Origin of the sequence: Streptomyces sp. NPDC059166, from assembly GCF_042755185.1 — a bacterium.
GTDB lineage: Bacteria > Actinomycetota > Actinomycetes > Streptomycetales > Streptomycetaceae > Streptomyces.
In genome coordinates, this window is the sequence record NZ_JBHZCI010000026.1 from 23,753 (window position 1) to 44,539 (window position 20,787).

Genomic DNA, 20,787 nt, shown 5'->3' on the forward strand with positions numbered 1-20,787 from the left:
GTCGGGCTCGGCCTGCGACGGAAGCGGGGCTCGTACCTCATTACACGAGGCACAGGTCTAAACCAATTCCCGGCAGACACTTGTCACCTGGCCCGTGGCCTGATGAGCTGTCCCCCGGGACACAACGGACACCCTGGGAATGGGAGATGTCGTGAGCAACGAAAGCCTGGCCAATCTGCTCAAGGAGGAGCGGCGGTTCGCACCGCCTGCCGATCTGGCCGCGAACGCCAACGTGACAGCGGAGGCGTACGAGCAGGCCGAGGCGGACAGGCTGGGCTTCTGGGCCGAGCAGGCCCGTCGCCTGACCTGGGCCGAGGAACCGACCGAAACGCTCGACTGGAGCAACCCGCCCTTCGCGAAGTGGTTCGCGGACGGCAAGCTCAACGTCGCGTACAACTGCGTGGACCGCCACGTCGAGGCCGGCAACGGCGACCGTGTCGCGATCCACTTCGAGGGCGAACCCGGCGACAGCCGCGCCATCACCTACGCGGAACTCAAGGACGAGGTCTCCCGCGCGGCTAACGCGCTCACCGAACTCGGCGTCGGCAAGGGAGACCGGGTCGCCGTCTACCTGCCGATGATTCCGGAGGCCGCCGTCGCGATGCTGGCCTGCGCCCGCATCGGCGCCGCCCACTCGGTGGTCTTCGGGGGCTTCTCCGCCGACGCGATCGCCGCCCGGATCCAGGACGCCGACGCCAAGGTCGTGATCACGGCGGACGGCGGGTACCGGCGGGGCAAGCCGTCGGCCCTCAAGCCGGCCGTGGACGACGCCGTCTCGCGCATCGACACCGTCGAGCACGTACTCGTGGTCAGGCGCACCGGTCAGGACACCGCTTGGAACGAGGGCAGGGACGTCTGGTGGCACGAGATCACCGCCAGGCAGCAGGCCGAGCACACACCGGAGGCCTTCGACGCGGAGCAGCCGCTCTTCATCCTCTACACCTCCGGCACCACAGGTAAGCCGAAGGGCATCCTGCACACGTCCGGGGGCTACCTGACCCAGGCGTCGTACACCCACCACGCGGTCTTCGACCTCAAGCCCGAAACCGACGTGTACTGGTGCACCGCCGACATCGGCTGGGTGACCGGACACTCGTACATCGTCTACGGCCCGCTGGCCAACGGCGCGACCCAGGTCATGTACGAGGGCACCCCCGACACGCCCCACCAGGGACGCTTCTGGGAGATCGTCCAGAAGTACGGCGTCACGATCCTCTACACCGCGCCCACCGCGATCCGTACGTTCATGAAGTGGGGCGAAGACATCCCCGCGAAGTTCGACCTGTCCTCGCTGCGTGTCCTCGGATCGGTCGGTGAGCCGATCAACCCCGAGGCGTGGATCTGGTACCGCAAGCACATCGGCGCGGACTCCTGCCCGATCGTGGACACCTGGTGGCAGACCGAGACGGGCGCGATGATGATCTCGCCCCTCCCCGGGGTCACCGCGACCAAGCCCGGATCCGCCCAGCGCGCCCTGCCCGGCATCTCCGCAACGGTCGTCGACGACGAGGCTCGCGAAGTGCCGAACGGCGGAGGCGGCTACCTGGTCCTCACCGAGCCGTGGCCTTCGATGCTGCGCACGATCTGGGGCGACGACCAGCGCTTCATCGACACGTACTGGTCTCGCTTCGAGGGCAAGTACTTCGCGGGCGACGGCGCCAAGAAGGACGAGGACGGCGACGTCTGGCTGCTGGGCCGGGTCGACGACGTGATGCTCGTGTCCGGCCACAACATCTCGACCACCGAGGTCGAGTCCGCCCTCGTGTCGCATCCGTCGGTGGCCGAGGCCGCAGTGGTCGGAGCCAACGACGAGACGACCGGCCAGGCCATCGTCGCCTTCGTGATCCTTCGCGGCACGGCGACCGCCTCCGAGGAGCTGGTCGCCGAACTCCGCAACCATGTGGGCGCCACTCTGGGCCCGATCGCCAAGCCCAAGCGTGTCCTGCCGGTGGCGGAGCTGCCCAAGACCCGGTCCGGCAAGATCATGCGGCGTCTGCTGCGCGATGTCGCCGAGAACCGTGAACTGGGCGATGTCACCACGCTGACGGACTCCTCGGTCATGTCTCTCATCCAGACCCAGCTGCCCTCCGCCTCCTCGGAGGACTGAGGCCCGGGGTACGCGGGTCCCGGGGCGAGGACAGCGCCGAGGACGGCTCCCGCCCGTCACCCTCCCAACACCCGACAGGGGCATCCGGATCTCTCCGGATGCCCCTGTCGGCGATCCGGGCGCGAAAGGCCGTCCGAGGACGGCTGAGCTCGCCAGGCGGCGGACGCCGGCACCGGATACGTTTTCGATGCCCCAGGTAGAGTGAACTTCCAGTCACCGGGCACGTCTGTACGAGTGCCTCGGCGCAGCGATCAGGCAGACCCGTCGGCGATTCTGGTAGATCCGCCGGCGATTCAGGCAGATCCGTCGACGATCAGGCTGATGCGTCGGCACGAACGCACACGACGACAACTGCAGAGAAAAGTCCACAGGGGCGCCGGGAAGTCTGGTCGGCATGTGAGTCCGTCATGCCACCACCACACCAACCGACCCGGAGGTCTCCCCAGTGGCCCCGCCCACCCGCTCGTCCGAGCGCCGCAGCACCCTGTTCGACCGGCTGCCCCTGCCCGAGCGCAACTACGTCGCGGAGGCCCTGCGCACCGAGACGGTCGGCGGCGTCATCCTGCTCGTCGCAGCGGTCGCAGCACTGATCTGGGCCAACACCGCCGGGTCCGGCTATCACTCGGTCAGCGACTTCCACTTCGGTCCCGAGACCCTCGGGCTGGACCTCTCGGTCGCCCACTGGGCCGCGGACGGACTGCTCGCCGTCTTCTTCTTCGTGGCGGGCGTCGAACTCAAGCGTGAACTGGTCGCCGGTGAGCTCCGGGACCCCCGCGCAGCAGCCCTGCCTGTCGCCGCGGCGCTCTGCGGCATGGCGGTGCCCGCGATCGTCTACACCCTCACCACGGTGATCGGGGATGGTTCCCTGTCCGGCTGGGCCGTTCCCACCGCCACCGACATCGCCTTCGCTCTGGCGGTTCTCGCGGTCATCGGCACGTCCCTGCCCGCGGCACTCCGCGCCTTCCTGCTCACCCTCGCCGTGGTCGACGACCTCTTCGCCATCCTCATCATCGCGGTCTTCTTCACCGAGAACATCAATTTCATGGCGCTCGGCGGCGCGGCCGTCGGGCTGGTCGTGTTCTACGCGCTGCTCCGGGCAGAGGTGCGGGGCTGGTACATCTACATCCCGCTCGCGCTGGTCATCTGGGGTCTGATGTACAACAGCGGTGTCCACGCGACCATCGCCGGTGTGGCCATGGGGCTCATGCTGCGCTGCACCCGGCGAGACGGCGAGGAACAGTCCCCGGGCGAGCACATCGAGCACCTGGTGCGGCCCCTGTCGGCCGGCGTCGCGGTTCCGCTGTTCGCCCTCTTCTCGGCCGGCGTCACCCTGAAGGGCGATGCCCTGGCGGGTGTCTTCACCCGGCCCGAGACGCTCGGCGTGGTGCTCGGTCTGGTCGTCGGCAAGACGATCGGCATCTTCGGCGGCACCTGGCTCGTCACCCGTTTCACCAAGGCACAGCTGAACAAGGACCTGGCCTGGGCCGACGTCTTCGCCGTGGCCACACTGGCCGGTATCGGCTTCACCGTCTCGCTGCTCATCGGGGAGCTCGCGTTCGACGGCGATGACACCATGATCAACGAGATCAAGGCCGCAGTACTCATGGGCTCGCTGATCGCCGCGCTGTTCGCAGGTGTACTCCTCAGGCTGCGGGTACGCAGATACAGGGCGCTGTACGACGCCGAGGAACTCGACGAGGACGAATCAGGGGTCCCCGACGTCTACGAGCAGGACGACCCCGAGTACCACCGGCGCATGGCGGTGATCCACGAAAGGAAGGCCGCCGAGCACCGGCGCCTTGCCGAAGAGGCGGGGGCAGCGAGCAACAAGCCGGACAGTCCGGCATGATCTGACATCGGATGTACGGAAGACGAGAGGGAGTCAGGGATGAGCGACCCCGGCAACTACGCGGGCAGCACCGACCGTAGTCTCGGACAGCTGTTCGCCTCGGCCACAGCCGAGATGTCCGCGCTGGTTCACGACGAGATCGCCCTGGCGAAGGCCGAGGTACGGCAGGACGTCAAGCGCGGCGTCATGGGCAGTGTGGCGTTCATCGTCACAGCCGGCCTGCTGATCTTCGCGATCCCGATGCTGAGCTTCGCCGCGGCTTACGGAATCCACAACCTCGGGCTCGGTCTCGCCTGGTCGTTCCTGATCGTGGGCGGTGCCTACATCCTGCTGGGCATCCTGCTCGCCCTCTTCGGATACGCCAAGTTCAAGAAGGTCAAGCCGCCGGAGAAGTCCATCGCGTCCGCCAAGCAGAGCGCGGCCGTGCTCCAGAGCGTCAAGCCGCATCCGCGCCCCGTCGCCACCGCTCGCGCGATCGAACAGGCTCAGGGCAGCACCCTTGCGGACAAGGCCATCGAGAACCGTCCGGTCACGGACAAGGCGCTCCCTGTGACACGCTCGTCCGCATGACCGATCCCGACTTCAGCGCGTACGGCCCGGTGGGGCCGCTGGCCCCGGCTGCGGCGGCGGGCGGCCCCGTCCGTCTCGACGGCCCCTGGACCCACCGCGATGTGGCGGCCAACGGCGCCCGTTTCCACATCGCCGAACTCGGTGACGGGCCCCTGGTCCTCCTGCTGCACGGATTCCCGCAGTTCTGGTGGACCTGGCGCCACCAGCTCACGGCACTGGCCGACGCCGGGTACCGCGCGGTCGCGATGGACCTGCGCGGCGTCGGCGGCAGCGACCGTACGCCCCGGGGCTACGACCCCGCGAACCTGGCGCTGGACGTCACCGGCGTGATCCGCTCGCTCGGCGAGCCGGACGCGGCGCTCGTGGGGCATGACATGGGCGGCTATCTCGCCTGGACGGCCGCCGTGATGCGACCGAAGCTGGTGCGGCGCCTCGTGGTCTCGTCCATGCCGCATCCCCGTCGCTGGCGCTCCTCGATGGTCGCGGATCTGGCGCAGTCCAGGGCCGGATCGCACATCTGGGGCTTCCAGCGGCCCTGGGTGCCGGAACGTCAGCTGGTGGCGGACGACGCCGCGTTGGTGGCCCGGCTCATTCGGGACTGGTCCGGCCCGCGCACGCCGGAGTTCCCCGACGACTGCACCCTGGACGTCTACCGGCGCGCGATGTGCATCCCGTCGACGGCGCACTGCTCGATCGAGCCGTACCGGTGGATGGTGCGTTCCCTGGCGCGTCCGGACGGCGTGCAGTTCAACCGCCGGATGAAGCGCCCCGTGCGCGTGCCCACGCTGCACCTCCACGGCTCCCTGGACCCGGCGATCCGCACACGCAGTGCTGCGGGGTCGGGCAGGTACGTCGAGGCGCCCTACCGTTGGCGACTTTTCGACGGTCTGGGGCACTTCCCCCACGAGGAGGATCCGGTCGGATTCTCGACCGAACTCATCAACTGGCTCAAGGATCCCGAGCCCGACAGGTAGTCCGGGCGCACACCTGTCCGACGAACAGCCAATTGCCTTCCGCATAAGCCAATTGGCCGAGTCGCGCGCGATTACCGACCTTGGGTCACGGGCAGACGTCGGGGTATGGGCTGGACGCGCGACTTCAATGACGTAGCACGCAACCGCCGCTCGACCGCTCTCGTCGGTCCGGGCACTCCTGAGGGGGACGGCTCACCGAGCCGGGTGCATGAGGTGAACGATTTCCACGAGCTCAGGCTCGGCATTCCGCGCATTCTCCACCGCCGGGCCCGCTGGGTCTCGGCGCGGCTGCGCCATCCCCGCGGGTGACGAAGCCTGCACGGACGAACGAAGCCGACACGGACGCCGACGCGGACGAAGCAGACGCGGACACAGCCGACACCGGGACGACACGTCGTCGGGGGATCGGGCCCTGGGCCGACCGGCCCGGGGCCTGTCCATGGCATCCGTACGGCGAGCCCGGAACCACTGTCCGGCGTCGCACGGCGCGCCGGACGTTCCCGACCCGTCGGTGCCCTCGCGTCGGCCCCCCGAGCCCTCGGGCCCCCGACGGCCATGTGGCGGCCCGGGAGGGGACCCGCTGGGGGTGCGGGCAGCGGGCGTCCCTCTCAGGACGCGCGGCGGCGCGGCTGCTCGCTCAGAGCGCGCAGCCCTGGCTGTCGACCTCCTGGGCCGCGGACCTTCCCAGCTCGATGTCCTTGCGGATCTCGTCGGCGGTCAGCGCGTAACCCGTGTCGGGGTCGTCGAGGGACTTGGCGAACACCACTCCGTACACCTTGCCGTCCGGGGTGAGCAGCGGGCCGCCGGAGTTTCCCTGCCGCACGGTCGCGAAGAGTGAGTACACGTCGCGGCGTACGGTGCCCCGGTGGTAGATGTCCGGGCCGTTCGCATCGATCCGGCCCCGGATGCGGGCGGAACGCACGTCGTAGGCGCCGTTCTCCGGGAAGCCGGCCACGATCGCGCTGTCGCCGCTCCCCGCGTCGTCGTCGGCAGCGGTGAAGCGCAGGGGCCGGGCGTCCAGGTCAGGCACGTCCAGTACGGCGATGTCCCGCTGCCAGTCGTAGAGCACGACCTTCGCGTCGTACAGACGCCCCTCGCCCCCGATCTGGACGGTGGGCTCGTCGACACCGCCGACCACGTGGGCGTTGGTCATCACGCGGCGGTCGGAGAAGACGAACCCCGTCCCCTCGAGCACCTTGCCGCAGCCCGGTGCCATACCCACGACCTTCACGATGGACTTCTTGGCGCGCTCCGCGACGGGGCTCCCGACCAGGGCCGGGTCGGGAGGGTCGACCTCGGTGATGGGCTCGTTGGCGAAGGGGCTGAAGACCTGCGGGAAGCCGTTCTGCGCCAGCACGGAGGAGAAGTCCGTGAACCAGGTCGAGGCCTGATCGGGCATCACCCTCGACACCCCGAGCAGGACCGAGGAGCTTCGTACCTCCTTGCCCAGCGTCGGCAGCGAGGTGCCTGCCAGCGCGGAGCCGATGAGCCAGGACACCAGGAGCATGGCCACGACGTTGACCAGGGAGCCGCCCGTGGCGTCCAGGGCGCGCGCAGGCGACCAGGTGATGTGCCGGCGGAGCCGGTTGCCGAGGTGGGTGGTGAGGGCCTGGCCCACCGAGGCGCACACGATCACGACCACGACCGCGACGATGGCTGCGGTGGAGGAGACCTCCGCTCCGTCGGTCACCTGGTCCCAGACGACCGGCAGCAGGTAGACGGCCACGAGGCCGCCGCCCAGGAAACCGATCACGGACAGGATGCCGACGACGAAGCCCTGGCGGTAGCCGATGACCGCGAACCACACGGCACCGACGAGCAGCAGGATGTCCAGCACGTTCAACGTCTATAGCCTCGCAGATTCGTCACCTGGCCCGTCCGGAACGACGGGGTCCGGGCCAGGCCCGGAACAGCGCAGCAGGGAGTCAGCCTGTCATGCGCGCCAGTCGAGCGGCACCTGTCTGGCCCTGTCCCAGGGGCGTTCCCATCCGGCGTAGTGCACAATCCTGTCGATCACACCGGCTGTGAACCCCCAGACCAGAGCGGATTCGACCAGGAACGCGGGGCCTCGGTGCCCGCTCGGATGGACCGCCGTCGCCCGGTTCGCGGGGTCCGTGAGATCCGCCACGGGGGCGGTGAAGACCCGGGCGGTCTCGGCCGGATCCACGGCGCCCACCGGGCTGGGGGTGTGCCACCACCCCAGGACGGGTGTGACGACGAAGCCGCTCACCGGGATGTAGAGCCGGGGAAGCACGCCGAAGAGCTGCACCCCGCTCGGATCGAGCCCGGTCTCCTCCTCGGCCTCGCGCAGTGCCGCTCTCAGCGGGCCTGTGGTCGTGTGGTCGCCGTCCTCGGGGTCGAGGGAGCCCCCCGGGAACGAAGGCTGGCCGGCGTGCGCGCGCAGCGTGCCGGAGCGCTCCATCAGGAGGAGCTCCGGGCCTCGCTCCCCCTCGCCGAAGAGGACCAGTACGGCCGACTGACGGCCTGCACCGTTCTTCGGAGGGAGGAAGCGGCTGAGCTGCTGGGCCTCGACCGTCCGCGCCGCTCGGGCCACGGGCTCGAGCCAGGCGGGCAGACCGTCGGCGGAGACGGCGATCTCGCCGTCGCGGCGGGCCGCAGTCCCGGTGGTGGCCGCGTCGGCCGCGGCCCTTGTGCTCCGTGCGTGCGTCATGGACACCCCCGTCGTGGCAACGCCTGCGGCCGGCCGTTTCGTTCCGCCGGGGGCGGCACCGATTCGCCACGCAGATCCGGCCGACGGTGCCGCGCGGAGAGGCCGTTCACCCCGCTCCCAACGGCGGGGCGGGGCTGCCCGGATAGTCCGGGGGCGGGCTGAGCCGCTGGCCCGGCCTGCCGCCCATCTCGTACTTCAGCAGCTTCTTCGCCTTCTCCGGGTCCGTCTCGCCCTCGCCGTAGGCGGGACAGAGCGCGGCGATGGGGCATGCGCCGCAGGCGGGCTTACGGGAGTGGCAGATGCGGCGGCCGTGGAAGACCACCCGGTGCGAGAGCATGGTCCATTCGCTCTTCGGGAAGATGGCGGCGATCTCCGCCTCGACCTTCTCCGGGTCCTCCTGCTCCGTCCACTTCCACCGGCGGACCAGCCGGCCGAAGTGGGTGTCCACGGTGATGCCCGGCACGCCGAAGGCGTTGCCGAGGACGACGTTGGCCGTCTTGCGTCCGACACCGGGCAACTTCACCAGGTCCGCGAGCCGCCCCGGAACCTCCCCTCCGAAGTCGTCCCTGAGCGCGGCGGACAGCCCCATGAGGGAACGCGCCTTGGCACGGAAGAAACCGGTCGGCCGGATGATCTCCTCCAGCCGCTCGGGCACCGCCGCGGCCATGTCCTCCGGCGTCGGGTAGGCGGCGAAGAGCGCGGGGGTGGTCTGGTTGACCCTCAGGTCGGTGGTCTGGGCGGAGAGGACCGTGGCCACCAGCAGCTCGAACGGGTTGCGGAAGTCCAGCTCCGGATGGGCGTACGGATAGACCTCCGCGAGCTCGCGGTTGATCCGGCGCGCGCGGCGGACCATCGCCAGATGCGATTCCGGCTTCGCCGCCGAGGATCTGGGGGCCGTGGAGCTCGCGGACGAGGACTTGGCGGCCGCTCCCGGGCGCTTGCCCGGTGGTCCGGCAGGACGCCTCGGCTGATCGCCGGAGGGCTTCGCCGACGCCTTCCCGGCGGATCGCTTCACCGCTTTTGCACTAGTTCGCCCGCCCTGTTCGCCCACAGCGGAATTCTTGTCCTGCGACACCCCATCAGCCCCCTCTGCCTGCGCTGTCACCGGCGTTCCGGACACCCGCCCAGCCTAGAGCCAGGGGCCGACATCCACCCCTGTCGCCACCTGTCCACGCCCGATCGGCCCCCCTGCCGTAGGGTCCGGCACGCCCGTGCGTCAAACTGGTTTGTGATCGATCGCACTGTTTTACCGTCCGGCATCATGGAAACCACGCTTCCCTGAACAGGCCGACAAGGAGAGAACTCGTGGACGACGTTCTGCGGCGCGCCCCGCTTTTCGCGGCGCTCGATGACGAGCAGGCCGCGGAGCTCCGCGCCTCGATGAGTGAGGTGACCCTCGCGCGCGGCGACGCGCTGTTCCACGAGGGCGACCCGGGCGACCGCCTGTACGTGGTCACCGAGGGCAAGGTGAAGCTCCACCGCACCTCTCCCGACGGACGGGAGAACATGCTGGCCGTCCTCGGCCCCGGCGAGCTGATCGGCGAGCTGTCGCTGTTCGACCCGGGTCCGCGTACGGCGACCGCGTCCGCGCTGACCGAGGTCAAGCTCCTCGGTCTCGGACACGGAGACCTGCAGCCCTGGCTGAACGCGCGCCCCGAGGTGGCCACCGCCCTGCTGCGCGCCGTCGCCCGTCGGCTGCGCAAGACCAACGACCAGATGTCCGACCTGGTCTTCTCCGACGTGCCCGGCCGTGTCGCGCGGGCGCTCCTCGACCTGTCGCGCCGGTTCGGCGTGCAGTCGGAGGAGGGCATCCACGTCGTGCACGACCTGACGCAGGAGGAGCTGGCGCAGCTGGTCGGCGCCTCCCGCGAGACGGTCAACAAGGCCCTCGCGGACTTCGCGGGCCGCGGCTGGCTGCGGCTCGAGGCACGCGCCGTCATCCTGCTCGACGTGGAGCGGCTGGCCAAGCGCTCCCGCTGAGGTCCCGGACGTACGGCGCCCTCACCGGCTGCCGCGGTGCGCCCGGCGTGCGTGCGCCCTCACCGGCACCGCGACGTCCCGGACACACACCTCTCGCCTGAGGCCCCACCGACCGGTGGGGCCTCAGGCGCGGAACGGCCGGTCAGATCAGTCCGTGCTCCCGCAGGTACTCCATCTGGGCCCGCACCGACAGCTCGGCCGCCGGCCAGAGGGAGCGGTCGACGTCGGCGTACACCGCCGCCACCACCTCGGAAGGCGTCAGGTGCCCCGCTTCGACGGCGGTCTCGACCTGGGCCAGGCGGTTGGCCCGGTGGGCCAGGTAGAACTCCACCGCACCCTGCGCGTCCTCGAGCACCGGTCCGTGCCCGGGGAGAACCGTGTGCACCCCGTCGTCGACCGTCAGCGAACGCAGTCGCCGCAAGGAGTCCAGGTAGTCGCCGAGCCTCCCGTCCGGGTGCGCGACGACGGTCGTGCCACGCCCGAGAACCGTGTCCCCCGTCAGCACCGCGCGGTCGGCCGGCAGGTGGAAGGAGAGCGAGTCGGCCGTGTGCCCCGGAGTGGGGACGACCCGGAGCTCGAGCCCGCCGGTGGTGATCACGTCACCGGCCGTGAGCCCTTCGTCTCCGAGCCGCACGGCAGCGTCAAGGGCACGCACCTCGGTCCGCGTGAGTTCGGCGAACCTGCCGGCGCCTTCCGCGTGGTCCGGGTGCCCATGGGTGAGCAGGGTGAGGCCGACCCGCCTCCCCGACCTCTCGACTGTTTCGACGACCGCCCGCAGGTGTATCTCGTCGAGCGGGCCGGGGTCGATCACGACCGCCAGGTCGGAATCGGGTTCCGCCACGATCCAGGTGTTCGTGCCGTCCAGGGTCATCGCCGAGGGGTTGGGAGCCAGGACGTTGACGGTCCGGGCGGTGGCGGGGCCGGAGAGCGCCCCGCCGCGTGGCTGCCCGGGCAGCACGGCCGCGTCACTCATCGGAGCCTCCGTCCGCGGCACCCTCGTGCCCGGGGACGCCGCTCACGGGCGGTGAGCCGGCCCCTTGCGCGGATCCCCTCCCGACGTGCTTCGTGAACTCCTCGTGCCCGGGCCAGCTGAGCACCAGCTCGTCGCCTTCCATACGGGCTTCTGCCAGAACCGGGGCGAGGTCCTGCGAATCCGCCGCCTTCAGGGCCTCCTCGGCCGTTCCGTAGGGCGTCAGCGCCCGCAGGGTCGCCACCGTGGGCGGCATCATCAGCAGTTCGCCCCTGTCGTAGCCGTGGGTGGCGTCGGCGGGCCGGATCCACACCGTCCGGTCGGCCTCACCGGAGGCCCCCAGCGTTCGCTGCCCCTCCGGCAGCGCGGCGACGAAGAACCAGGTGTCATAGCGTCGCGGTTCGAACGCCGGAGTGATCCAGCGGGCCCAGGCGGCCAGCAGGTCGGAACGCAGCACCAGACCGCGGCGGGCGAGGAACCCGGCGAAGGACAGCTCGTGGGCGACCAGTGCTTCGCGGTCGGCCTCCCAGTCGGCGCCCGTGGTGTCGCTCACGACGGTCTCGGCGGTGGGACCGGCCAGCAGGACGCCGGCCTCCTCGTACGTCTCCCGGACGGCGGCGCAGACCACCGCCTGCGCCTCCGCTGCCGTGGCGACGCCCAGACGCCCGGCCCAGGTCTCCAGCGAGGGGCCCGCCCATCCCACGAGCTGATCGTCGTCGCGCGGGTCGACCCCGCCACCCGGATAGGCGTACGCACCCCCGGCGAAAGCCATCGAGGTCCGTCTGCGCAGCATGTGGACCCGCGGACCCCCGGCGCCCGTCCCCGGCGCGGAGTCCCGGAGCAGCATCACGGTGGCCGCCCGCCTGGGGGTCACGGCTGTCAGCTCGCCGCTGGCGAGTGCCCGGATCCTGGCGGGCCATTCCGGTGGGTACCACTGACCGTTGGACATGGCCGGAGGCTATCCGGTACCGCGCCGATGTTCGAGGGGTCCTGGACCAGGCGTCCGGCCAGGTCATACGTGTGCCCTCCGGTGCCGGCCCGCTGGGACGCCGCCCCTGTCCCCGTGCGCGGGAGGCCCTGACGCACCGATCCCGCCCGGTCTCAACCGGGCGGGATCGAAGATGTGCTGGGCCGGGCGTGCGAGCTCAGGCGTCGACGAGCTCGACCTGCACCTCGACCTCCACAGGAGCGTCCAGCGGCAGCACCGCGACGCCCACCGCGCTGCGGGCGTGCACGCCCTTGTCTCCGAGGACCGCGCCGAGCAGTTCGCTCGCGCCGTTGATCACGCCGGGCTGACCCGTGAAGTCGGACGCCGAGGCGACGAACCCCACGACCTTCACGACGCGCGCGATCCGGTCCAGGTCACCGGCGACCGACTTGACGGCCGCCAAGGCGTTGAGCGCACAGGTCTTGGCCAGTTCCTTGGCCTCGTCCGCCGTCACCTCCCCGCCGACCTTGCCGGTCACCGCGAGCTTGCCGTCCACCATGGGGAGCTGGCCGGAGGTGTAGACGTACACCCCGGACCGCACGGCGGGCTGGTACGAGGCCAGCGGCGGCACCACGTCCGGGAGGGTGAGGCCCAGTTCGGCGAGCTTCGCCTCGACGGCGCCCGCCACTACGGCTTCTCCCGCTTCAGGTAGGCCACGAGCTGCTCGGGGTTGTTCGGGCCGGGAACGACCTGGACCAGCTCCCAGCCGTCCTCGCCCCAGGTGTCCAGAATCTGCTTGGTCGCGTGCACGAGAAGGGGCACGGTCGCGTATTCCCACTTGGTCATGGGCCCGACTGTAATGCCTGGCACAGGCGGCCTCGTGCGTAGCCTGCCTGCCGACTGGTTAGGCTCGAAGACGTGAGCAGGTTCCAGGTCGTCAGCGGCAAGGGCGGGACCGGTAAGACCACGGTCGCCGCCGCACTCGCGCTCGCCCTCGCGACCGAGGGCAAGCGCATCCTTCTCGTCGAGGTCGAGGGCCGGCAGGGCATCGCCCAGCTCTTCGACACCGAACCGCTCCCCTACGAGGAGCGCAGGATCGCCGTCGCACCGGGGGGCGGCGAGGTGCACGCCCTGGCCTTGGACGCGGAGCGGGCGCTCCTGGACTACCTCCAGATGTTCTACAAGCTGGGCAGCGCCGGCCGGGCGCTGAAGAAGATCGGCGCGATCGACTTCGCCACGACCATCGCCCCTGGGGTCCGGGACGTCCTGCTGACCGGCAAGGCGTGCGAGGCGGTACGCCGCAAGGACAAGCAGGGCAGGTTCGTCTACGACCACGTGATCATGGACGCGCCGCCCACCGGTCGCGTCACACGCTTCCTCAACGTGAACGACGAGGTGGCCGGGCTGGCCCGGATCGGCCCCATACACAACCAGGCACAGGCCGTGATGCGGGTCCTGAAGTCCCCCGAGACCGCGGTCCACCTGGTCACGCTGCTGGAGGAGATGCCCGTCCAGGAGACCGCGGACGGCATCGCCGAGCTGCGGGCCGCCGAACTGCCCGTGGGGCGGGTCGTGGTGAACATGGTGCGTCCTCATCTGCTAGACGAGGACGCCCTGCGCACGGCGTCGGGAGGCCGCCGCAAGGAGATCGCCAAGACGCTGACCAGCGCCGGAGTGACAGGTTCCGCGGGCCTGGTGAGGCCGCTGGTCGAGCAGGCCGCCGAACACGCCCAGCGCGTGCGCCTGGAGCGTGAGCAGCGCGCGGTGCTGACCGGTCTGGGGCTGCCGATGGCCGAGCTCCCGCTGATGGGCGAGGGAGTGGGTCTGTCCGCGTTGCACGAGCTGGCCGAGGAGTTCCGCAAACAGGGCGTCGGCGACGACAGCGCGGACGCGGCGGGCGAGGCGCCCCGGGGCGGGAAGCGCGGTTCGGGAAGAAGGATGGGGTCATGACACCGGGCACCGGTACGGCAGAGACCGGCGACGCGCAAGGGCTGGCGACGGACGCGCTGCTGGACGACCCGAAGATCCGGATCGTCGTCTGCTGCGGCTCCGGCGGCGTCGGCAAGACCACGACCGCGGCGGCACTCGGCGTACGGGCGGCCGAACGGGGCCGCAAGGTGGTCGTCCTCACCATCGATCCGGCCCGCAGGCTCGCTCAGTCCATGGGCATCGACCGGCTGGACAACGTTCCGCGGCGGGTCGACGGCGTCGAGGGTGAGGGCGAGCTGCACGCCATGATGCTCGACATGAAGCGCACCTTCGACGAGACCGTCGAGGCGCACACCGATGCCGAGCGGGCCCGCGCCATCCTGGAGAACCCCTTCTACCAGTCCCTGTCGGCCGGCTTCGCGGGCACACAGGAGTACATGGCCATGGAGAAGCTCGGCCAGCTGAGGGCGCGCGACGAATGGGACCTGATCATCGTCGACACCCCTCCGTCCCGTTCGGCGCTGGACTTCCTCGACGCGCCGAAGCGTCTCGGTTCCTTCCTGGACGGGAAGTTCATCCGGCTGCTGATCGCCCCGGCGAAGATCGGCGGACGGGCCGGGATGAAGTTCCTCAACGTCGGGATGTCGATGATGACGGGCACGCTCGGCAAGCTGCTCGGCGGGCAGTTCCTGAGCGACGTACAGACCTTCGTCACGGCGATGGACTCCATGTTCGGCGGATTCCGCACCCGGGCCGACGCGACGTACAAGCTCCTCCAGGCTCCCGGCACCGCCTTCCTCGTCGTGGCGACGCCCGAGAGGGACGCGCTGCGCGAGGCCGCCTACTTCGTCGAACGGCTGGCAGCCGAGGACATGCCGCTGGCCGGTCTCGTCCTCAACCGGGTGCACGGCAGCGACGCTTCGCGGCTCTCCGCCGAGCGCGCGCTGGCCGCCGCAGAAAATCTTGAAGGCTCCCGCATTGTGGATCAGGCGGCCGGGAAGGCTGGCTTTGGTGACACGGCGGACCGGGTCGCCGCCACCTCTCCCGAGGCGCCGGAGTCCTCCCTCCCCCCGGAGGACGACGAGTCGCATCCGCACGAGCCGCCACAGCAGGAGCCGCCCCAGCACGACCGGTCGTCGCACAACGCCGAACAGCGTGGCCGGAAGTCCTCAGGTCCGTCGGGTCTGCCCTCGGACACCGCTGAATCGCCCACAGCAACCAGGCACGACAGCCACGACGCGGAGGCCGATTCGACCGAGCTGTCCGTCGAGCAGCTGACCGCGGGGCTGCTGCGCCTGCATGCCGAGCGGATGCAGGTCGTCGCGCGCGAACAGGACACGCGCGACCGCTTCACCGTGCTCCATCCCGAGGTCCCCGTGACCGAGGTGGCCGCGCTGCCGGGTGACGTGCACGACCTCTCAGGCCTCAGGGCCATCGGGGAACGGCTCGCGGCCGGCTCGGCGTCCGACACGGCCGGGACCGTCTAGCCGGCAGCCCGGGCGAGGCACAGGGAGAAACCACCGGTCCTGCCGGGGGCTCCCTCCCGGGGCTCTCACCCGACGGCGGCGAACGTCTCGTGCAGTTCGTCGTCGTGCAGATCGTCATCGAGGCCCACCGCTGCGGGCAGCATGCCCGTGGACCGCTCGTACTCACTGCGCGCGGTCTCCAGCAGCCGGCGCCAGGACGTCACGGTGGGCCGCCGTCGCAGCAGTGCGCGGCGTTCCCGCTCCGTCATCCCACCCCACACGCCGAACTCGACGCGGTTGTCCAGCGCGTCGGCCAGGCACTCGGTGCGCACCGGGCATCCGGTACACACCGCCTTGGCCCTGTTCTGCGCTGCCCCTTGTACGAACAGTTCATCCGGATCGGTAGTGCGACAGGCTGCCTGCGCACTCCAGTCGGTTACCCAGCCCATACCGGCGCCGTCCTCTCCCGAATCGAGGCTCCCCCACGGCGGCAGAGGCATATTCACCGCTGCCAGTTGAGGACGTTACGGAAGGTGGCGACAGCACAACACCCCCTTCGGGCCCAATCTTGAATGGCCCGAACGGACTATGCGTACGCGGCGGATCACCCAGAGGAGTGACGCGAGGACATGCGTGACCATCCCTAATGAATCGGGACACAGAACCCAATTCGGAACGGACATTCAGCGACAGATGAGGCGAATTCGGGGGCGCCTCGGCGGTTGGCTGAATTCTGCAGTGGGCGGTGCAGAGGGGTTGATGCACCAACAGACTGCTGTGACAGTTGAGAGCAGCTTAGGCCAAGGCCTATACGCGTGTCCGGCGAATCAGAACGTAGGCTGCCCTCATGCCAAAGAAGCGCTCAGGCGGGGGTCTGACGACGACCCAGCAGGCCGCCAAGTTCCTCGGTGTCGCCGCGCTCTCCGGAGCTGTGCTCGCAGGCATCGCGCTGCCGGCCGCCGGCGCACTCGGGCTCGCGGCCAAGGGGACGGTCGAGGGATTCGACGAGATCCCCTCCAACCTCAAGACGCCGCCGCTGAGCCAGCGGACCAAGATCCTCGACAGCGAGGGCGGCACGATCGCCACCGTCTACTCCCGTGACCGCACGGTCGTCCCGCTCAAGGACATGTCCCCGTACATGCAGGACGCGATCATCGCGATCGAGGACTCCCGCTTCTACGAACACGGGGCCGTCGACCTCAAGGGCATCCTGCGTGCGCTGAACAGCAACGTCCAAGCCGGCGGCGGCACTCAGGGAGCCTCGACGCTCACCCAGCAGTACGTGAAGAACGTGTTCGTCGAGGAGGCGGGCGACGACCCGGAAAAGGTCGCCGAGGCCACCCAGCAGACCCTGGGACGCAAGGTCAAGGAGCTCAAGTACGCGATCCAGGTCGAGGAAGAGCTCGGCAAGAAGAAGATCCTCGAGAACTACCTCAACATCACGTTCTTCGGGCAGCAGGCGTACGGCGTCGAGGCGGCTTCCCAGCGCTACTTCTCCAAGCACGCCAAGGATCTGAAGGTGGAGGAGGCCGCGATGCTGGCCGGCCTCGTCCAGTCGCCGACCCGCTACGACCCGGTCAACGACGCGGAGGAGGCGACCAAGCGCCGCAACATCGTGCTGCAGCGCATGGCGGCGGTCGGCAGCATCTCCCAGAGTGAGGCGGACAAGGCCATCGCCAGCCCGCTCAAGCTGAAGGTCAGCAAGCCGAAGAGCGGCTGCATCACCGCTGTCAGCGGCTCGGGCTTCTTCTGCGACTACGTGCGCAAGACGATCCTGACCGACCCGGTCTTCGGGAAGACCGAGGAGGAACGCACCAAGCTCTGGAACCTCGGCGGGCTGACCATCCGGACCACGCTGTCGCCGCAGGCGCAGCAGGCGGCCGACGACGCGGCGACCTCCAAGGTCGACAAGACCGACAAGATCGCCGCGTCTGTGGTGCAGGTCGAGCCCGGCACGGGCAAGATCCTCTCGATGGCCCAGTCCAGGCCGTACGGCCTGGACCAGAAGAAGCACGAGACGGTGCTGAACCTGGCGGTCAGCAACAAGATGGGCGGGAGCACCTACGGCTTCCAGGTCGGCTCCACGTTCAAGCCGATCACCGCCGCCGCCGCCCTGGAGAAGGGCATCAGCCCGGCACAGACCTTCGACACCCCGTGGAAGATCTCCCTGCCGCTGGACGAGTACCGGACCTGCGACGGCGGCCCCGCCGGCGGTGGTGACTGGTCGGTCCAGAACGAACTGGAATCCGAGAAGGGCTCGTTCGACATGACGAGCGCCCTCGGCAAGTCCATCAACACCTACTTCGCGAAGCTTGAGCAGCGGGCCGGTCTCTGCGAGACGCTCACCATGGCGGGCAAGGTCGGATACCAGCGCGGCAACGGCAAGCCGCTCACGGAGAACCCCTCGATCACCCTCGGTACCACGGAGAGCACTCCGCTCAGCATGGCCACCGCATACGCCACCTTCGCCAACCGGGGCATGTACTGCACCCCCGTCGCGATCGAGTCGATCAAGGACGCCAACGGCAAGAAGCTGCCGATCCCCGAGTCCGCCTGCTCGCGTGCGATGAGCGAGAAGACGGCCGACACCCTCAACCAGATGCTCAAGGGAGTGGTGGAGGACGGCACCGGCACCCTGGCCGGTCTCACCGACCGGGACAACGCGGGGAAGACCGGTACGACGGAGCAGCGCGTGGACGCCTGGTTCGTCGGCTACACGCCGAACCTCTCCACCGCGGTGTGGGTCGGCTCCGACGGCGGCCAGAAGGTTCCGATGTACGACATCACCATCGGTGGTCAGTACTACGACAAGGTCTGCGGTGGCTGCCTGCCGGGCCCGATCTGGAAGACCGCGATGACCGGCGCGCTCAGCGCCTCCGAGACCCCCTCCTTCAACCCGATCGCGGTGCCGCGCGCCAAGGAGAAGGTTCAGGACAAGGAGAAGGACAAGGGGCGTGGCCGCGACCGCGACCGCGACACGGGCGGCGACAACGACAAGCCCGGGGCGGACCCCATCGGCGGCATCACCCTCCCGCCCGGCATCATCGGCGGGAACGACGGTGGCGGGCGGGGCGGCAACGGGCCCTGACCGCTCCGGGTCACGCGAAGAACGACGGAGGGTGCTCCCCGGCCGGGGAGCACCCTCCGTCGTTCACGTACCCTGACCGGCGCCCCGGCACCGGCCCGCGCCGGGCGGGGTACGCGGGCGCCTCCGGGGCGAGGAGTTCCCGGCCTCCGGGGTGAGGGGCCCGTGCTCTCGGACGGGAGGACGCCGGCGTCCGGTCCGGACCTGCGCCCAGCCCGACGCGCAGCCCTGCGCTCAGCCCGCGAGCAGCTTCTTCACGGTGGCAGCCACCCGGCCACCCTCGGCAAGGCCGGCCACCTTCGGATTGACGATCTTCATGACGGCCCCCATGGCCCGGGGGCCCTCCGCGCCGCCCGCCTTCGCCTCCTCCACGGCCTGCGCCACGATCACGTTCAGCTCGTCGTCGGAGAGCTGCTTGGGCAGATAGGCGTCGAGCAGCTCGCCCTCGGCCTTCTCCCGCTCCGCCTGCTCCGTCCGGCCGCCCTGCGCGAACGCCTCGGCCGCCTCACGGCGCTTCTTGGCCTCCTTGGCGATCACCTTCTGCACCTCGTCGTCGGAGAGCTCGCGCGACGTCTTGCCGCTGACCTCCTCCTTGGTGATGGCGGTGAGGGTGAGCCGGAGGGTGGACGAGGTGAGCTCGTCACGCGCCTTCATGGCCGTGGTGAGGTCTTCCTGGAGCTTGGACTTGAGCGTGGTCATGCGGTGATTGTGACAGGTACGGGGCACCTGCCGCCCTCCCGTTTTCGTCCGGCACCACGGCTTCTGCGACGATGGGACCATGCGCGCACGCTACGGAGTACCCCTGAAAGTCACGGCAGTCGGCGCGGCGGTGGGTGCCGCAGGCATCGCGTACGCGGCCGGATTCGAGGCTCGCTCGTTCCGCCTCCGCCGGATCGCCATTCCCGTACTCCCGCACGGGGCACGCCCGTTGCGCGTACTCCAGGTCTCCGACATCCACATGGTCAGCGGTCAGCGCAAGAAGCGCGCCTGGCTCCAGTCGCTGGCGGGCCTGCGCCCGGACTTCGTGGTGAACACGGGCGACAACCTCTCCGACCCGGAGGGCGTGCCCGAGCTGCTCGACGCCCTCGGCCCGCTGATGGAGTTCCCCGGGGTCTACGTCTTCGGCTCCAACGACTACTACGGGCCCAAGCTGCGCAACCCGGTGCGCTACCTCATGGAGAAGGCGCAGGGCAAGCACGGCCTGAACGGCAACGCTCCTGCCGTCGGCGTCGTCCACAACCCGTGGGAGCCCATGCGTGACGCCTTCGACGAGGCGGGCTGGCTGAACCTGTCGAACACCCGGGGCAGGATCAAGGCCGACGGGCTCGAGATCGCCTTCACCGGCCTGGACGACCCGCACATCAAGCGGGACCGGTACGCCGAGGTCGCCGGAGGTCCGGAGACCGGCGCGGATCTCTCGATCGGCGTCGTCCATGCGCCCTACCTGCGCTCCCTGGACGCCTTCGCGGCCGACGGGTACCCGTTGATCCTCGCCGGCCACACCCACGGCGGACAGCTCTGCATTCCCTTCTACGGCGCTCTGGTCACCAACTGCGACCTGGACACCGACCGGGTGAAGGGGCTCTCGGGCCACACGGTCGGTGAGCGGCGCTCCTACCTCCACGTCTCCGCCGGGTGCGGGACGAACCGGTACACCCCTGTCCGCTTCGCCTGCCCGCCGGAGGCGACCCTGCTGACGCTGACGCCCCGGGACTGAGGCCGCGGCCCGGCCTCCGATACCGGATTTCGCCTCCGGGCGCGGGTGGGCTAAGGTTGTCGATGTCGCCGGGAGAACCGGTGGACATCGGGGTGTAGCGCAGCTTGGCAGCGCGCTTCGTTCGGGACGAAGAGGTCGTGGGTTCAAATCCCGCCACCCCGACAGCTGAAACACCAGGTCAAGGGCCTGATCCGCATCGCGGGTCAGGCCCTTGCTGCGTCTCGGGTGATCGTTCGGGAAGAGGCCGGGGAGAGGATCCTGGCCGGCTCCCCCCGCGGGCGGTCTCACGACAGGGGCGGTACGCCTCCCCCGCGTCCGCTCGCACTCTCGTCTCTCGAGCTCCGGTCACCCGCCCGCCCCCGGGGACTGCCTGTGGGCCACGGCTCGGTTAGCACCCGGACGCGGACGGCAGTGCTCCCGGGCAACCGGTCGGCGGTCGCCCATGCGCGGTCTGCGGTACGGCGATGAGGTGGTTGAAGTCGTGGTGCCTGCCAAGCGGCCGTCCAGGCACGTATTGATCTTGCGGCGGATCCGACGCGGG

The 20,787-nt window shown here is 69.9% G+C and carries 19 protein-coding genes and 1 tRNA gene; 11 read left to right on the forward strand and 9 right to left on the reverse strand.

Features of this window, described 5'->3' with window-relative positions; all coding sequences use genetic code 11:
- The first annotated feature begins 139 nt into the window (after positions 1-139).
- The 5 genes from acs (at position 140) to ACFXOA_RS20320 (ending at position 5,809) form a co-directional block, all read left to right on the forward strand.
- The gene (gene acs, locus ACFXOA_RS20300; protein WP_385030081.1) at positions 140-2,107 is read left to right on the forward strand and encodes an acetate--CoA ligase; all 1,968 of its coding nucleotides are present in this window, start codon (positions 140-142) and stop codon (positions 2,105-2,107) included.
- Positions 2,108-2,552: 445 nt separating this feature from the next.
- Complete coding sequence (nhaA, locus tag ACFXOA_RS20305; RefSeq protein WP_385030084.1) at positions 2,553-3,956, forward strand: Na+/H+ antiporter NhaA; 1,404 nt, start codon at positions 2,553-2,555, stop codon at positions 3,954-3,956.
- Positions 3,957-3,995: 39 nt separating this feature from the next.
- Positions 3,996-4,526, forward strand: a complete 531-nt coding sequence (locus tag ACFXOA_RS20310) for a phage holin family protein (RefSeq protein WP_385030087.1) — start codon at positions 3,996-3,998, stop codon at positions 4,524-4,526.
- Positions 4,523-5,500, forward strand: coding sequence for an alpha/beta fold hydrolase (locus ACFXOA_RS20315; protein ID WP_385030090.1), 978 nt, complete (start codon positions 4,523-4,525; stop codon positions 5,498-5,500). Before ACFXOA_RS20310 ends, ACFXOA_RS20315 begins: the two co-directional genes overlap by 4 nt.
- 105 nt (positions 5,501-5,605) lie before the next feature.
- The gene (locus tag ACFXOA_RS20320; protein WP_385030093.1) at positions 5,606-5,809 is read left to right on the forward strand and encodes a hypothetical protein; all 204 of its coding nucleotides are present in this window, start codon (positions 5,606-5,608) and stop codon (positions 5,807-5,809) included.
- A 328-nt stretch (positions 5,810-6,137) separates the two neighbouring features.
- On the opposite strand, the gene ACFXOA_RS20325 is transcribed toward ACFXOA_RS20320, so the two are convergent.
- The 3 genes from ACFXOA_RS20325 to nth form a co-directional block, all read right to left on the reverse strand.
- A complete protein-coding gene (locus tag ACFXOA_RS20325; RefSeq protein WP_385030095.1) occupies positions 6,138-7,343 on the reverse strand; it encodes a MarP family serine protease in 1,206 nt (401 codons plus the stop codon).
- A 90-nt stretch (positions 7,344-7,433) separates the two neighbouring features.
- Positions 7,434-8,171 (reverse strand): NUDIX hydrolase, encoded by a 738-nt coding sequence (locus ACFXOA_RS20330; RefSeq protein WP_385030098.1) that lies wholly within the window; start codon positions 8,169-8,171, stop codon positions 7,434-7,436.
- Positions 8,172-8,277: 106 nt separating this feature from the next.
- Complete coding sequence (nth, locus tag ACFXOA_RS20335) at positions 8,278-9,186, reverse strand: endonuclease III (protein ID WP_385030101.1); 909 nt, start codon at positions 9,184-9,186, stop codon at positions 8,278-8,280.
- 290 nt (positions 9,187-9,476) lie between these two features.
- On the opposite strand from nth, the gene ACFXOA_RS20340 reads away from it, so the two are divergent.
- A complete protein-coding gene (locus ACFXOA_RS20340) occupies positions 9,477-10,151 on the forward strand; it encodes a Crp/Fnr family transcriptional regulator (RefSeq protein WP_031090867.1) in 675 nt (224 codons plus the stop codon).
- Positions 10,152-10,293: 142 nt separating this feature from the next.
- On the opposite strand, the gene ACFXOA_RS20345 is transcribed toward ACFXOA_RS20340, so the two are convergent.
- The 4 genes from ACFXOA_RS20345 to ACFXOA_RS20360 all read right to left on the reverse strand — a co-directional run bounded on the left by ACFXOA_RS20345 (position 10,294) and on the right by ACFXOA_RS20360 (position 12,895).
- Entirely contained in the window at positions 10,294-11,124 is an 831-nt protein-coding gene (locus ACFXOA_RS20345) for an MBL fold metallo-hydrolase (RefSeq protein ID WP_385030105.1), read from the reverse strand.
- Positions 11,117-12,070, reverse strand: coding sequence for an NUDIX hydrolase (locus tag ACFXOA_RS20350; RefSeq protein ID WP_385030108.1), 954 nt, complete (start codon positions 12,068-12,070; stop codon positions 11,117-11,119). The genes ACFXOA_RS20345 and ACFXOA_RS20350 overlap by 8 nt, the downstream gene beginning before the upstream one ends.
- Positions 12,071-12,266: 196 nt before the next feature.
- Positions 12,267-12,737, reverse strand: a complete 471-nt coding sequence (locus ACFXOA_RS20355; protein WP_385030111.1) for a RidA family protein — start codon at positions 12,735-12,737, stop codon at positions 12,267-12,269.
- Positions 12,737-12,895, reverse strand: a complete 159-nt coding sequence (locus tag ACFXOA_RS20360; protein ID WP_019992579.1) for a DUF4177 domain-containing protein — start codon at positions 12,893-12,895, stop codon at positions 12,737-12,739. Before ACFXOA_RS20360 ends, ACFXOA_RS20355 begins: the two co-directional genes overlap by 1 nt.
- A 72-nt stretch (positions 12,896-12,967) precedes the next feature.
- On the opposite strand from ACFXOA_RS20360, the gene ACFXOA_RS20365 reads away from it, so the two are divergent.
- A complete protein-coding gene (locus tag ACFXOA_RS20365) occupies positions 12,968-13,999 on the forward strand; it encodes an ArsA family ATPase (RefSeq protein ID WP_385030114.1) in 1,032 nt (343 codons plus the stop codon).
- Positions 13,996-15,465 carry an ArsA family ATPase gene (locus ACFXOA_RS20370; RefSeq protein WP_385030117.1) on the forward strand — a complete coding sequence of 490 codons (1,470 nt, stop codon included), beginning with the start codon at positions 13,996-13,998 and terminating at the stop codon, positions 15,463-15,465. The genes ACFXOA_RS20365 and ACFXOA_RS20370 overlap by 4 nt, the downstream gene beginning before the upstream one ends.
- Before the next feature lie 65 nt (positions 15,466-15,530).
- Here ACFXOA_RS20370 and ACFXOA_RS20375 read toward each other — a convergent pair whose 3' ends face one another.
- A complete protein-coding gene (locus ACFXOA_RS20375; protein WP_385030120.1) occupies positions 15,531-15,893 on the reverse strand; it encodes a WhiB family transcriptional regulator in 363 nt (120 codons plus the stop codon).
- 398 nt (positions 15,894-16,291) lie between these two features.
- Here ACFXOA_RS20375 and ACFXOA_RS20380 point away from each other — a divergent pair, with 398 nt between their 5' ends.
- Positions 16,292-18,532, forward strand: coding sequence for a transglycosylase domain-containing protein (locus ACFXOA_RS20380; protein ID WP_385030123.1), 2,241 nt, complete (start codon positions 16,292-16,294; stop codon positions 18,530-18,532).
- A 231-nt stretch (positions 18,533-18,763) separates the two neighbouring features.
- Here ACFXOA_RS20380 and ACFXOA_RS20385 read toward each other — a convergent pair whose 3' ends face one another.
- Entirely contained in the window at positions 18,764-19,228 is a 465-nt protein-coding gene (locus ACFXOA_RS20385; RefSeq protein WP_385030126.1) for a GatB/YqeY domain-containing protein, read from the reverse strand.
- Positions 19,229-19,307: 79 nt separating this feature from the next.
- On the opposite strand from ACFXOA_RS20385, the gene ACFXOA_RS20390 reads away from it, so the two are divergent.
- Entirely contained in the window at positions 19,308-20,246 is a 939-nt protein-coding gene (locus ACFXOA_RS20390) for a metallophosphoesterase (protein ID WP_385030129.1), read from the forward strand.
- A gap of 88 nt (positions 20,247-20,334) precedes the next feature.
- Positions 20,335-20,408 (forward strand) — tRNA-Pro (locus ACFXOA_RS20395).
- Positions 20,409-20,787 lie beyond the last annotated feature (379 nt).

What these genes read in the sequence shown, in the direction of transcription:
- acs (WP_385030081.1), top strand. Translation starts at nt 140, where the DNA reads ATGGGAGATGTCGTGAGCAACGAAAGCCTGGCCAATCTGCTCAAGGAG.
- ACFXOA_RS20370 (WP_385030117.1), top strand. Translation starts at nt 13,996, where the DNA reads ATGACACCGGGCACCGGTACGGCAGAGACCGGCGACGCGCAAGGGCTG.
- ACFXOA_RS20380 (WP_385030123.1), top strand. Translation starts at nt 16,292, where the DNA reads ATGCCAAAGAAGCGCTCAGGCGGGGGTCTGACGACGACCCAGCAGGCC.
- ACFXOA_RS20310 (WP_385030087.1), top strand. Translation starts at nt 3,996, where the DNA reads ATGAGCGACCCCGGCAACTACGCGGGCAGCACCGACCGTAGTCTCGGA.
- ACFXOA_RS20345 (WP_385030105.1), bottom strand. Translation starts at nt 11,124, where the DNA reads ATGAGTGACGCGGCCGTGCTGCCCGGGCAGCCACGCGGCGGGGCGCTC.
- ACFXOA_RS20360 (WP_019992579.1), bottom strand. Translation starts at nt 12,895, where the DNA reads ATGACCAAGTGGGAATACGCGACCGTGCCCCTTCTCGTGCACGCGACC.
- ACFXOA_RS20390 (WP_385030129.1), top strand. Translation starts at nt 19,308, where the DNA reads ATGCGCGCACGCTACGGAGTACCCCTGAAAGTCACGGCAGTCGGCGCG.
- ACFXOA_RS20350 (WP_385030108.1), bottom strand. Translation starts at nt 12,070, where the DNA reads ATGTCCAACGGTCAGTGGTACCCACCGGAATGGCCCGCCAGGATCCGG.
- ACFXOA_RS20375 (WP_385030120.1), bottom strand. Translation starts at nt 15,893, where the DNA reads ATGGGCTGGGTAACCGACTGGAGTGCGCAGGCAGCCTGTCGCACTACC.
- ACFXOA_RS20385 (WP_385030126.1), bottom strand. Translation starts at nt 19,228, where the DNA reads ATGACCACGCTCAAGTCCAAGCTCCAGGAAGACCTCACCACGGCCATG.
- ACFXOA_RS20320 (WP_385030093.1), top strand. Translation starts at nt 5,606, where the DNA reads ATGGGCTGGACGCGCGACTTCAATGACGTAGCACGCAACCGCCGCTCG.
- ACFXOA_RS20330 (WP_385030098.1), bottom strand. Translation starts at nt 8,171, where the DNA reads ATGACGCACGCACGGAGCACAAGGGCCGCGGCCGACGCGGCCACCACC.
- ACFXOA_RS20315 (WP_385030090.1), top strand. Translation starts at nt 4,523, where the DNA reads ATGACCGATCCCGACTTCAGCGCGTACGGCCCGGTGGGGCCGCTGGCC.